The sequence below is a fragment of the Myxococcus xanthus genome (assembly GCF_006402735.1).
Lineage (GTDB): Bacteria > Myxococcota > Myxococcia > Myxococcales > Myxococcaceae > Myxococcus > Myxococcus xanthus_A.
This window is the reverse complement of the sequence record NZ_CP017174.1, coordinates 1,160,553-1,173,466: the sequence shown is the minus strand read 5'-3', so window position 1 is coordinate 1,173,466 and position 12,914 is coordinate 1,160,553. Positions and strand designations below refer to the sequence as shown.

The following is a 12,914-nucleotide window of genomic DNA, read 5'->3' as shown; positions in this document are numbered from 1 at the left end:
CCATGACTCCGACTCCAGGTGGGGGGTGAGTCGAAGCAGACTTCCATAATAGAGAACAACGCGGGAGTTTCCGAGTACCTGTTCCCCTGGGGCAACTCTGAGTCGGGGTCTGGATGATCCCAGTCCAGTGATGTGGCTGGATTGCGCTCAGGCTGTTGGCAAACGGGGTTCGCGGGTTGAAAGGGCTCGGCTATCGTCGCGCCCGTGCCCGTCTTCGGTCTTGCGGCATTATGGAATGGCTCGGCTCCCCCGGAGCGCGTGGCGGCCTGGGTGGAAGGGATTGGCGAGGTGCTCACCTCCGCGCAGTCACTCCAGCTCGTGGTGGCCCTGCGCCCGGAGGAAGCGGGTATTGAATTGAAGGTGGAGGCTCCAGGCTATCCACGCTCCGCCGTGGAGCGGCTCGCGGAGGACGCGAAGCGCAGCGGCGGCACCTTCGTGGAGCTGTGGCGTCTGCCCAAGGCGGAGCGAGATGCCTTTCGCGCGGCGGCCTTCGGGGGCGGCACCACCTACCGGGGAGACGAATGCTCTGCCGCGGCGCGGGTGCTGCAGCAGCACCTGACCACGCTGCCCGTCAGCAGCGTGCGTCCCGCGGGGCCCACCGTGGGTGGCACCGCGGCCTCCGTGCCTCAAACGAGCCCGAAGCCCGTGGAGGCGCCTGCTCCCGCTCCCAGCAACCAGCCTCACCAGGTGCTCGTCCGCCCGCCGGAGGGGCCTCAGCGTCGCGGGCGCCGCTTCGCCGTGAAGCTGGAAATGGAGTTCCGGACCGAGTTGGACTTCGTGCGTGAGCACGCCCTCAACATCTCCAACGGCGGCCTCTTCGTGCGCACCGCGCACCGGCCCCTGCCCGACAGCGTCGTCACCGTGGACGTGAAGCTGCCCAACGGCGAACGCCTGCAGGGCGACGCGGTGGTGGTCCACGTGGTGGACGACCCGTACACGGGCGGCGTGGGCCTGGCGTTCCTCAACGACGACGCCACCTTCTCCCAGACGCTGGACGACTACCTGGCGAGCCTCGCGGGTGGCGTGGGCTGAACGTGATGGAGAACGTGCGGGAAATCTGGCCTCGCGACCATGGCCGCTTCCAGCTGCTGTCCCGGCTGGGACGCGGCGGCATGGCGGAGGTCTTTCTCGCGCGGATGCAGCAGGGCCCACATGCTGGAGCGCAGGTGGCCCTCAAGCGCGTGCGTCCCGAGCGCATGAGAGACGCGGAGGCCCACGAGCAGCTCCTGCACGAAGCCGAGCTCGCCCGCTGCCTGCGCCACCCTTACATCGTCGGCTTCGTGGAGTACGGCGAGCTGCCGGACGGTGGCTACCTGGCGCTGGAGCTGGTGGAAGGCCCCGACCTGGGCCGCGTGCTGGCGCGGTGCCGCCGCCGCCGCATCGAGCTGCCCATCGACATCTCCGTGCTCATCGTCCGGCAGGTGCTGGAGGCCCTGTCGCACGCGCACCATGCCGTCAGCACCACGGGCCGCCCCCTGGGCGTGGTGCACTGTGACGTGTCCCCGCACAACGTGCTGCTGTCCCGCACGGGCGAGGTGAAGCTGGCGGACTTCGGCGTGGCGCGCTCCCGCGCGGGCGCGGTGCAGGACATCCGGCGACTGGGCAAGCAGCACTACCGCTCCCCGGAGCTGCTCGCGGGCGACGTGTCCGTGGCGGTGGACCTGTGGGCGACGGCGGTGCTGCTCTACGAGCTGCTGGCGCTGGAGTCGCCCTTCCCTTCCGGCCCGGAGGAGCAGGTAGAGTCCTCCATCCGCGGCGGCCGGGTGACCCCCGTGCGCGTGCGAGTGCCCGGCGTCCCCGACGCGCTGGCGCTGGTGCTGGACCGCGCGCTGGCGCCCGTCCCGTCGCAACGCTTCGGCTCCGCGGAGCAGTTCGCCCGGGCCCTGGCGCCGCTGAGTGATGACCGCGTGGCCACGCCCCTGGCCTTGGCCGCGGTGGTACGCGGGCTGATGGAGACCTGAGCCCGCCAGGGTCCGCTACGCCACCTCCTGCTGTCCCATGGAAGGAGGCACCATGCCCGGGTCGCCCTCCACCACCAGCCGGCTGCGCCCACCTCCCTGCTTCACCACGCGCACCTGCACGCCGATGCGCTCCGCCATGCCGCTGACGTGCGAGATGATGCCCACCTGCCGGCCCGTGGCCTGGAGCGCGTCCAGCGTGGCCAGGGCCACCTCCAGCGTCTCCGGGTCCAGCGTGCCGAAGCCCTCGTCGATGAAGAGCGTCTCCACTTGCGTCGTCTCCGACGAAAGGGACGCCAGCCCCAACGCGAGCGCCAGCGACACCAGGAAGCTCTCACCGCCGGACAGGCTGGCCACGCTGCGGACCTCGTCGCCCATGTCCCCGTCCACGATTTGGAGGTCCAGGTCGTGTCCGGGCACGCGCATCAGCCGGTAACGCCGCGCGAGTTCCCGCAGGTGCGCGTTGGCGTGCAACAGCAAGGCATCCAGCGTGAGACTCTGGGCGAAGACCTTGAAGCGCTTGCCGTCGTGCGAGCCGATGAGGTCGCCCAGCACCTTCCACACCTCCGCCGCGCGGCGGCCCTCCTCCAGGGCCGCGGCCTCGGTGCCGTGCCGCGCCCGCGCCGTGTCGTCGGCCTCCAGCCGCGCGTGCAGCGTGGCCTCGGCATGACGACGGGCCTCCACCTCCGCGCGCAGCCGCTCACATTCGGCGCCCGCGTCCTGCTCGGAGAGCGACGGAGGACCGGAGTCCTCGTGCCGCGTGCGACGCTCGCTTCGCTCCGCCAGCACGGCGGTGGCCTGGGCGAGCGCCTCGCGCAGGGCCGACAGCGCGCGGGCTTCCGCCTCACGCCAGGCCGCGTCGAATGACAGCAGCATCCGCACGGCGTCCAGCGTGGTCCCACGCGTGGCGAGCAGCGCTGTCAGCGCGGCGCCTTCCGACTCACGCAGGGCCAACGCCTCCGCCCTGGCGCGCACGGCATCCTCGGCACGGGCGGTGGCGACCTGCGCCGACTGATGCGCTGCCTCGGCGCGCTCACGGGCCTGCTCGAAGGCCGACTCCGTGGCCTCCAGTCGTGCCTGCAGCTCGGCGCGGACCTCCGCCGTGGGACGGCCGTGCAGCAGTGCCGCGCGTGCGCGGGTCAGCTCGCCGCGCTCCTGCTCCTTGCGCACGGCGAATGCTTGATGCTCCTCGGCGTGGCGGGTGCTCACCTCCACCAGGCCCTGAGCCCGGGCGCGATGACGCTGCTCCTCGGCCTCGCGCTCCTCCGCCTTCAGCCGGGCCTCCTCCTTGCCCTTCCACATCACCACCCGCTCTCCACACTTGCGGCGGAAGGTGGCCGGGTCCTCCTCCAGCTTCCGCTCCCAGCCCACGTCCGCGGTGAAGACGGGTGACACCTCCGCGAGCACCTGCCGCAGCGTCTGCTCGGCGGCCTCGAGCCGGGCATGGACGTCCTTGAGCACCGACTCCGCGCGTGACAGGGCCTCCTCCGCCCGGCGCAGCGATTCCGCCGCCACCTCGCGCCGCGTGCGCTGCGTCTCCAGCGCCGCGCGGGCCTCGCGCGCCGTGCGGGCCAGTGACTCGGCAGCCTGCTCGTCGGCCTTCAGCGCCGCCAGCCGCTCCGCGAGCTCGGCACGCACCGCGTCGAGCCACGCGCCCGCCTCGGGCGAGCCGCCCACGGCCGGCGGCAATGATGCGCCGGGTTCCGCCCCCTCTTCCCGAATGGACGCCAGCCACGAGGCACACCCCTTCCGCCAGGCCTCGCCGTGCGCCTCCGCGCGGGCCTCCGCGGACTGCCTGCGCGTCTCCGCCTGTCCGGCACGTGCATTCGCCGCCGCGCGCCGAGCGCTCGCCGCCACCTCCGCCTGGGTGGCCGCGGTCCGCTCCTCCTCCAGCGCCTCCACACGCGAAGCAGCTTCCGCGACCAGCCCATCCAGCGCGGACACCTCGCGCGCGTAGGGGTGCTCTTCCGCGCCGCACAACGGGCACGCCTCACCGTCCTTCAGCAATGTACGGTGGGACGCATAGCCCTGCGTCGCCTGCGCCAGCGACAGCGAGCGCTGCGCCTCCTTGAGTGCGGCTTCCCCCTGCGTCCGCCGAGTCTCCGCCGCGCGCGCTTCCGCCGTCGCGGCCTCGACCTCCGCCTTCGCCGCCTTCACCTCCGTGCCCGCCTCGCGAGCCTCGGCCTCATCCGCGACGAGCCCCTCGTGAGCGGTCTTCAGGCCCCGCACGGCCTCCTGCCGCGCCAACAGGCGTTCACGCTGCGCCCGCCGCTGCGCGCCCGTCTCCGTCCCCACGGCCGCCTCGGCATGCGTCGCCGCGGCCAGGGCCATCTCCTCCGCACGGACCGCGGCATCCCGCTCCTCCCGCCGAAGCCCTACCGTCTCGCGCAGTCCCTCCACCTCACCCAGCAGCCGTCCGGACTCCTCACGGGCCTTGCGCCGCTCGCCCTGCGCCCCCTCGTAGCGCTCCAGCTCGCGCTGCCAGCGCGGCCACTCGCTCGTGAGCGCGACCCAGTGCGCCTTCTCCGTCAGCCAGTGCCGCGCGGCCTCCCCCTTGTCCCGTGCCTCGGCCTCGCGCGCGAGCACGGCGTCCAGCTCCCCCTTCGCCTCCACCAACGCCGCCTGGGACTTCTCCGCCCGTGCCCGCGCCTCACGCGCCTCATGGGAGACACCTTCCAGCCGCGCATCCAGGCGCGCCGCCTCCTCCAACGCGGGGCGCGTCGCCACCTCCCGCTCCTGCGCCGCGGCGCGCGCGGCCTCCGCCTCCAGTTGCCCCACCCGCCGCGCCGAGGTCTCCGCCAGCACCGCCTCCACCTCCGACGCCCGCGCCACCTGCGCCGCCTCCGCCTCCGCCCACCGGCGCTCCGCGGCCTCCACCGCCGCCACCGGGCCCCGGAAGGTCTCCGCCTCGCGGACCTCCTCCATCCGTGCCGCGCGCGGCGCCGCCTCCTCCAGAGCCGTCCTGGCCGCCTGCGCCTTCGCCTCCGCCGCCTGCTCCGCCTCCCGCAGCCCCGCCCGCGCGACATGCCACGCCGCCGCGCCCTCCGCGTCCTTGAGCAGCGCCTCCACCGTCTGACGCGCCCGGGCCTCCTCACCGAGCGCCGCCGCAGCCGCCGCGCGCTCCGCCTCCGGCATCAGCGCAATCGCCGCCAGTCCCTGCGCCCGCTTCGCCAGCGACTCCTGCTCCGCCTTGTTCTTCTCATGCGCGGCCATGGACAAGCGGCTGTACACCTCCGTGCCCGTCATCCGCTCCAGCAGCTCCGCGCGCTCGCTGGCATCCGCCTTGAGGAAGGCCGCGAACTCGCCCTGCGCCAGCAGCGCCGAGCGACGGAACTGGTCGAACGACAGCCCCAGCCGCTCCTGGATGGCGGCCAGCACCTCGCCCTTGGTGCGGCCCGTGAGCTGCCCGGTGACCACGTCCATCAACTGCATTTCCTGGGGCCGGAAGCGCCCCTCGGCGCGGTTGCGTGCGCGCCACACGGACCAGCGCGCCCGGTAGCGCCGCCCGTCCTTGCCCAGGAAGTCCACCTCCGCGTAGCCCTCGCCCGCGCCCCGGCGCAGCATGCCGCGCACGTCGTAGGCGGACAGCCGCGCGTCCTCGTCCTCGTCCGCGCGCCCCACCGGCGCGCCGCCGCGGCCCCCCAGCCGGGGCGTGCGGTCGAACAGCGCCAGGCACAGGGCATCCAGCAACGTGCTCTTGCCCGCACCCGTGGCGCCGGTAATCGCGAACAGGCCCAGCCGGTCCAACGGCGGCTGGTCCAGCTCCAGCGCGAAGTCACCCGCGAAGCTCGTCAGGTTGGAACCGCGAATCGCGAGCACCTTCACGGCGACTCCTCCTGCACGTCGGTCAGCAACGTATGGAAGGCCTCCAGCAGCGCCGGCGCGGGGGGCTCCTCGAAGTCACGGGCGTAACGCGCGCGGAAGACGTCCTCGGGCGTGCGTTCCTTCAGGGAGAGACCCGGCTGCACCTCCGCCAGCGCGCCTCCCGTCCCGGTATAGGCGGGCGTCAGCTTCACCAGCCGCGCCGCCTTCCCCTCCAGCACCTTCTCCACCTTCTGCCGCAGCGCGGGCTCCGGCCGGAGCAACGACACGCACACCTCCAGGTAGGGCCGCCGCCACTCCAGCGTGCCCGCGTCGTGCGCCGGCAAGCCCTCCAATTGCGTCAGCACCGCGTCCAGGGGCGCCGCGTCCCGCGAAGGCACGCGCACCATGTCCGTGGTCCGGGGCACGGGCAGGGCTTGCACCTCGCCCAGCGCGTCGCCTTCCATCTCCACCAGCAGCACCTGGTGCCGGTAGCCCGCCTCCGACAGCGACAGGGGCAACGGCGAGCCGCTGTAGCGAACTCCCTCGCGCCCACCCACCCGCTGGGCCTTGTGCAGATGCCCCAGCGCCGCGTAGGCCACGTCCTCCGGGAACAGGTCCACGGGCAGCGCGTGCTGGTTGCCGCCCAGAATCTTTCGCTCGCTCAACGCGGACAGCTCCGTGCCCGTCATGTAGCAGTGCCCCATGGCCACCAGCGCCTGCCCCGCCTGACGCCTGCGCCGCGCCGCGGCCAGCGCCTCCGCGTACACCGCGCGCACGCCCTCCACCAGCCGGTCTCCCATGTCCCCGGGAGCGGGCGGCAGGTCCGAGGGCCGCAGGTACGGCACCGCCGCCACCCAAGCACCCACCCGCCCCTTCGCGTCATGCAGCGGCACCAGCAGCCGCTCCTGGTCCATGGCGCCTCGGGCCCGCGGCAGTCCTCCCACCACGTGTACGCCCAGCGCCGCGAACAGCGGGTCCGGCGCGTCCAGCCGCGCCGCCGAGTCGTGGTTGCCGCCAATCACCACCACATCCAGCCGGGGCATCCGCCGCCGCGCCTTCGCGACGAACTGGTACCAGGCCGCCTGCGCCTCCGCGCTGGGGTTCGCCGTGTCGAAGATGTCCCCGGCCACCAGCAGCGCATCCACGGACTGCGCTTCCAGGGTCTCCAGCAGCCAGTCCAGGAAGGCAGCGTGCTCCGCATCCCGCGAGACGTCGTACAGCGTGTGTCCCAGGTGCCAGTCCGACGTGTGCAGCAGGCGCATCAGGCGTCCACCCTCCCTCTTTCCCGTGGCGCTCTGGCCAGCGGGCAGCCTCCAACAGAGGGGCTGCTCGCTCCAAGCGGCGGGCGCCTGCTCCCTTACTCCCTCACTCTGACATGCGCGCAAGTTCCTGTAATTCCTGGCCGTTCTGGAGAAGACGCCCCGCCACGTCCCCTCTGGAGGCCCTCACGCACGGAGGGGGTTGGCCAATACGCTCCGAGCGGAGATGCTCGCGGGAATGACCGGGCTACAAATTGGCATCTTCGCCGGCATCCTCGGGGCGGGCGTCGGCGTCTCGAGCATCGTTGGCTACTTCCGCTGGCGCCGCTGGAAGCAGCAAATCCAGACTTGGCAGGACTTCGCGGTTACCCGTGGCTGGTCCTTCATGCCGACGCCCGGCGGGTTCATGTACTCCGCGGGGACCTTGAAGATGGAGGGCAGCTACGCCGGGCGTCCACTCACCCTGGAGACCGAGTACCGCCACCAGCAGAAGGCGTACCGCATCGCCACCATCGTCCGGCACGAGCTCGGCGACGACTTTCCGCGCGAGGTGGTCATCCGGCCCGAGGGGCTGGGCGACAAGTTCCTCAAGCTGTTCGGCGTGCAGGACGAGCAAATTGGCGATGCCGGCCTCGACGCCGTGCTGGACCTGAAGAACGTCACCCCTCAGGCCCGCGCCATCCTCCTCAGCGCGGGCATGCGGCGTCCCCTGCTGAACCTGGCCCGCGCCTTCGAGACCTTCTCCATCGAGAACGGCGTCCTGTCTGCGGAGGTGATAGACGACGTCCCATGCACCCCCATCGAGTTGTACGGCTTGCTGACGCCCGTGCGTGAGCTGGCCGACGCAGTGCAGGGCACGCGCGGCCATACCCAGTGGCGGTCGGAGGGCGCTGGACAGGAAGGCACCCAGTCATGAGGCTGGAGCCCCTGCTGACACGCCGCGAGCCCCGCGCGTGCGGCATCCGCTCATGGTGCTTTGCCGCCACTTCGGGAACTTCAGCCTCGAGGACGAGCGGCTCCAGGCGGTAAAGCCCTGGATGCCCAACAGCGTCGAAGCGCTGGAGTCCATGGTGACTCCAGCGCTTCTGCTGAGCGATGCCCTGCACGAGGTGGCCGAACAGGGCCGCGCGCGCAAAGAGCGGCCAGGCGCGCTCAGCTGCGACGCGACCGCCGCCGCTGGAGCACGAGCCACGCAAGCGAGCCCCAAGCCAACGGCGCCAGCGGCATCGCGTTGCAGTTGCAGCCGCCCGGCTCGTTGGGAGGCGGAGGCTCGGTGCCCGCATCCGCTCCCGCGTCCGTCCCGGCATCGGTTCCAGCATCCGTCCCCGCATCCGACGGCGGCGACTCACAGGGGACATCCCCCACGCACACCGTCGCCTCGGCGGAGCCCTGCTGCCCCGTCGAGTCCACCACGACGAAGCGAACGCGATGCCAGCCCGGCGTCAGGTCCGTGGTGTCCCAGCGGCTGGGCTCGCCGCCGTAGGAGTAGGGGCTTTCGGTCCGCTCGTCGGTGTAGCGCAGCACGTCGTCCACGTAGAACTCCGCGTGCGTGCAGCCCACGTCGTCCTGGCAGTCGCCGTAGAACTCCGCCGTGGTGCCGGACACGTGCTCACCGTCCTCGGGACGCGTGAGGATGGCGGTGGGCGGCGCGTCCGGGCTCACCGTGATGGTGAAGTCCTGCACCGCGTCCGGCGCGGCGCCGTTGCTCACTCGCACGGAGACCTCCACCGTGCCCGCTTCGGTGGGCTCCCAGGTGATGACACCGGTGGCGGCATCGATGCTCATGCCCGCTGCCGTGCTCACCAGCGCATACGTGGGCGCGGGCCGTGCCGTCGCCTGCACCGCATACCGGTACGGACTGCCCACCACCGCGCGGGTCACCGGCGCGGAGAGGATGACGGGCGGCAGGAGCGTCGTGTCCTGCTCGAAGGCTTCCACCTCACGTGCGTCCACGCCCGGGGCGGCCACGGTGATGATGGCCGTGCCGTCCTCGGCGTCCGCGTCCGGCGCGGCGGCCAGGGTGACGTCCTTGGGCGTGTTCCAGTCGGAGGTGGTGAAGCTCAGCGTCGCCCCGGACTGGACGGTGAGGTCCTCGTCCCCGCGGGTGCGCGCCACGGTCACCGTGACGTTGCGCGGGGGCCGCTGCGAGAGCGACACGCCGAAGGTCGCCGTCCCGCCCTCCACGACCGTCACCTGCGACTCGGTCAGCACCAGGCGCGGCGAGTTGTTGTCGATGCTGGTGGCCACCACCGCCACCTCCCGCAGCCCGTCCGCCACCACCATGAAGGTGGCGACATCCGGCGTCGTGTCCTCGTCCACCGCCGCGGTGAGCGCCACCACCTGGGGCACGTTCCAGTTGGTCGCGGTGAAGGTGAGCGCCGCGCCGCTGACGATGCTCAGGTCCTCCGAGCCGCCCAGCGCGCGGGAGACCTGCACGGAGACATCGGAGGTCGGCGCTTCGGCCAGGCGCACGGTGAAGGCAGCGCGACCGCCCTCCTCGACGCGCGGCTGCAGTCCAGACACCACCAACTTCTGTCCCGGCGTCTCGGGCGTGATGCGCCGCAGGACGCCGCCCGACACGCCGATGGTGTAGAGCGCGCCATCCGGGCCCACCGACATGTCCACCTGCGAGGTGAAGCCTGTGGCCCACTCGTCCACCGTGGCCACCGAGTTGTCCTCTTCCAGGGTGACTCGCGTCAGTTGACCGGTGTTGAAGTCCCCGAAGAAGAAGTTGTCCTGGTACGCCTCGTCGAACAGGGTCGCGTCGTAGAAGGTGCCACCGGCAATGGAACCACCGAGTTCCTGCGTCGTGGCCGTTCCCCCGCTGCTCGCCGCGTCCGGCAGCGAAGGCTGCGACACGGTGAAGGTCGTGGGAGAAGGAACGCTGGCCACCAGCAACAGGCCATTGAAGCTCGCATCCCCCACACCGCTGAGCGTGAGCCGCTCACCCTTGCGGAAGCCATGGTTCCCGGTGGTGGTGAAGGTGGCCACCCCGCTGCTGCGCACGGCGCCGCCCGCGGCGAAGTTGCGGCTGTCGGCGCCGTTGGTGCGGTACTTGACGACGGGAGAGATGTAACCGTTGGTGCTGGGCTGGTTGTTCTCGTAGTCGCTGTAGCCGGCATGGCTTCCGCGAGCGACGACGAAGACCTGTTGGTAGTTGGCGCCCACGCTGTTCACCCACAACCGGCCCGTGGTGGGCTGGAAGGTGAAGGTGAAGGGATTGCGGAAGCCGCGCGCCCAGATGTACTCGTTGTTGGGGCCCACGCCGTCGTTGAAGGGGTTGTCGCTGGCGGGCGTGCCATCCGGGTTCGCGCGGCTCACCTTGGCCGCCATCGACGTCAGGTCCGCATTCACGCCCGTGCCGTTGCCCAGGTCGCCAATGGCCCAGTACAGCTTTCCGTCTGGGCCGAAGCCAATGGCGCCGCCGTCATGGTTCGCGCCCCGCGTGGGCAGCCGACTGACGACGACGGTGCGCGCCGTGCCCGTCCCGTTCGCATCCGTGTAGCGGACAATCTGCTGCTCCGACGCGGAGACGGTGACGAAGAAATAGACGTAGCGGTTGACCACGTAGTTCGGGTCGAACGCGATGCCGATGAGGCCCCACTCGCTGCTGGTGTAGACGGCAGGCTCCGTCGCGAACACCTGCGTCACCAGCGTGCTGTTTCCCGGCTGGGTTTCGGGCTGGCCGTCCTTCAGCGACATCACCCGGATTTCGCCCGTCTTGCGGGTGATGAACAGGCGGCCTGAACCGTCCGGCGCCCATGCCATCCCCGTGGCCTGCGTGAGGGTATTGGAGGTGAAGGGCGTCTCCACGAAGCCGGAGGGCACCGCGGCCCATCCGGGCGAAGACAGCCCTAACAACCCAAGTAACATCAAAGTAGAGCGCATGACTGTTGAGGATAGCTCACTCGCGCTGCCCTCCTCCGCGCAATGTGCCCCTCAGCACGACTGATACGTTCGCGAGGGCTCACCCATCCTGTATTGGATTGTGTCAGTGTTTCCGCCCCCCATTGTTTGCACCAGGAGAGGGGATTGACCGTCGACAGGCGCGTGCGCGGAGACGATCAGCCCGTCTTCGCCAACGTCTGCTCGAACAGCGTGCGAACCTGCGTGGCCAACACCTGTGAGTCCGGACCGAAGGACTCCGGCGGCAGCGCGGGAAGCACGCGCACGCGGATGGAGGCGGTGGGACTCATCCAGGGGCCGTCTCCGTCCAGCAGCCCTGGCGTGCCCTCCACCACCACGGGCACCACCGGCACATGCTCCTCCAGCGCGAGCTGGAAGGCGCCCCGCTTGAAGGGCAGCAACTGCCCGCCCTTGGAGTACGTCCCTTCCGGGAAGATGAGCACCGGCATGCCACGACGGAGCCAGCGCCGGCACGGGTCCAGGAGCTGGTTCATTGCGGTGGACGAGCCCCGGACGATGGGCACGTAGGCCAGCAGCGTCATCATCCACCCCACCAGTGGCAGCGAGAACAGCGACGCCTTCGCCACGAACTTGTAGGGATGGAACAGGCCCATGACGGCGAGGATGTCCGCCGCGGACTGGTGGTTGACCACCATCACACAGGGCCCGGGCGGAATGAGCGCACGGCCTTCGATTCGCGTGCGCCAGCCCGGGGACGCGTGCAGCCACAGGCCGTAGCACCAACGGCAGACCAGTGAGTGCAAGAGCCGCCGGTCCCGGTCGAACGGGTACGTGACGACGAGCAGCAACGCGCCCAGGGTGAACAGCACCGGGGCGGTGAGCAGGAAGACGACCCAGAACCAGAGCGTGACGGCGTACTTCATGGCGAGGCCCCAGGCATACCACCTTCGGGCCCATCCCACGCCCCTCTCCTGACAGCCCCGCCTTCCCACGGCCGCGCCCCTCCCATCCAGACAGCCGGACTGAAGGGCGCCATGGGGACTGCCCCCAAGGGCAATCCGCCGTTCCTTGCCCGTGGACCTTCCGCTGCCATAAAGACGGGAGCGCCCCCATGCGTCCCATCGACCCCGCGCTCCGAGCCGCCCGACTCGCCCACACGTTCGTCCCCTTCAGCCAGCTGCGCACGGCGCGGTTGCTGCTGGAACTGAATGGTCAGCAGCCGCTCGAGGTCCAGCGCAGGCTGTTCGGCTACGACCTGACGTTGAAGGCCCACCGCAGCACGACGCACATGCTGCTGTACCTGCAGGGCGACGACTTCCTGTCGGACCTCCCGCTCATCGCGCCGCATCTGCGGCCGGGCATGGTGGCCTTCGACGTGGGGGCCAACATCGGCTACCTGTCCATGTACCTGCGCAGCCGCATCGGCCCGCTGGGACAGCTCTTCAGCTTCGAGCCCGAGCCGGAGAACTACGCGGAGCTGGACGCCAACTTCCGGAACAACCACCTGCGCGACTGCCAGGCCATCCAAGCGGCGGTGGGCTCGCAGGAAGGCGTCATCACCTTCGCCACGGGCCTCAACGGACACGTTCCCGAAGAGGGCGCGGAGGGCATCACCGTCCCGGTCGTCACCGTGGACGGCTTCGTCCAGAAGCAGGGCCTGTCACGCGTGGACTTCGTGAAGGTCGACGTAGAGGGCTTCGAGCTGGACGTGCTGGCCGGCATGCGGGCCACGCTCGAACGTCCGGACAAGCCCATCCTCTACATCGAGGTCCACGGACGGGGCGAGTATGCGCGAGCCGACCCTCGCCGCGTCTGCGAGGTGCTGGAAGGTCACTACAAGAACATCCGCGCCTACGCATCGCCCGACGACTTCAAGGCGAAGCAGAGCCGCCTGCGCCGTCTGTGGGGTCGGGTGTCGCCTTTCGGAGACATTGAACAGGCGTGCCGTGTCGACCTGCGCGAAGTGAAGCAGCACGACACCCAACGGTACCAGTTGCTCTGCCTGCCTTGAAGGGCGCGGAGCAGG

Annotated in this window: 8 protein-coding genes; 4 read left to right on the top strand and 4 right to left on the bottom strand. The window is 70.9% G+C overall.

The window, feature by feature from the left end; all coding sequences use genetic code 11:
* Positions 1–204: 204 nt before the first annotated feature.
* The gene (locus tag BHS09_RS05080) at positions 205–1,032 is read left to right on the top strand and encodes a TIGR02266 family protein (RefSeq protein ID WP_140797326.1); all 828 of its coding nucleotides are present in this window, start codon (positions 205–207) and stop codon (positions 1,030–1,032) included.
* Positions 1,033–1,037: 5 nt separating this feature from the next.
* Complete coding sequence (locus BHS09_RS05075; protein ID WP_140800612.1) at positions 1,038–1,961, top strand: serine/threonine-protein kinase; 924 nt, start codon at positions 1,038–1,040, stop codon at positions 1,959–1,961.
* Between the two features lie 15 nt (positions 1,962–1,976).
* Here BHS09_RS05075 and BHS09_RS05070 read toward each other — a convergent pair whose 3' ends face one another.
* Together BHS09_RS05070 and BHS09_RS05065 are read right to left on the bottom strand one after the other, a co-directional pair.
* Positions 1,977–5,783 (bottom strand): AAA family ATPase, encoded by a 3,807-nt coding sequence (locus BHS09_RS05070; RefSeq protein WP_140797325.1) that lies wholly within the window; start codon positions 5,781–5,783, stop codon positions 1,977–1,979.
* Positions 5,780–7,024, bottom strand: coding sequence for an exonuclease SbcCD subunit D C-terminal domain-containing protein (locus BHS09_RS05065; protein WP_140797324.1), 1,245 nt, complete (start codon positions 7,022–7,024; stop codon positions 5,780–5,782). Before BHS09_RS05065 ends, BHS09_RS05070 begins: the two co-directional genes overlap by 4 nt.
* Before the next feature lie 235 nt (positions 7,025–7,259).
* Here BHS09_RS05065 and BHS09_RS05060 point away from each other — a divergent pair, with 235 nt between their 5' ends.
* A complete protein-coding gene (locus tag BHS09_RS05060) occupies positions 7,260–7,937 on the top strand; it encodes a hypothetical protein (RefSeq protein ID WP_237080194.1) in 678 nt (225 codons plus the stop codon).
* A 236-nt stretch (positions 7,938–8,173) separates the two neighbouring features.
* Here BHS09_RS05060 and BHS09_RS05055 read toward each other — a convergent pair whose 3' ends face one another.
* Positions 8,174–10,909, bottom strand: a complete 2,736-nt coding sequence (locus tag BHS09_RS05055; RefSeq protein WP_174260493.1) for a PQQ-dependent sugar dehydrogenase — start codon at positions 10,907–10,909, stop codon at positions 8,174–8,176.
* Positions 10,910–11,085: 176 nt separating this feature from the next.
* Positions 11,086–11,811 carry a lysophospholipid acyltransferase family protein gene (locus tag BHS09_RS05050; protein WP_140797322.1) on the bottom strand — a complete coding sequence of 242 codons (726 nt, stop codon included), beginning with the start codon at positions 11,809–11,811 and terminating at the stop codon, positions 11,086–11,088.
* 188 nt (positions 11,812–11,999) lie between these two features.
* On the opposite strand from BHS09_RS05050, the gene BHS09_RS05045 reads away from it, so the two are divergent.
* Positions 12,000–12,899 (top strand): FkbM family methyltransferase, encoded by a 900-nt coding sequence (locus tag BHS09_RS05045; RefSeq protein WP_140797321.1) that lies wholly within the window; start codon positions 12,000–12,002, stop codon positions 12,897–12,899.
* Positions 12,900–12,914: the final 15 nt, after the last annotated feature.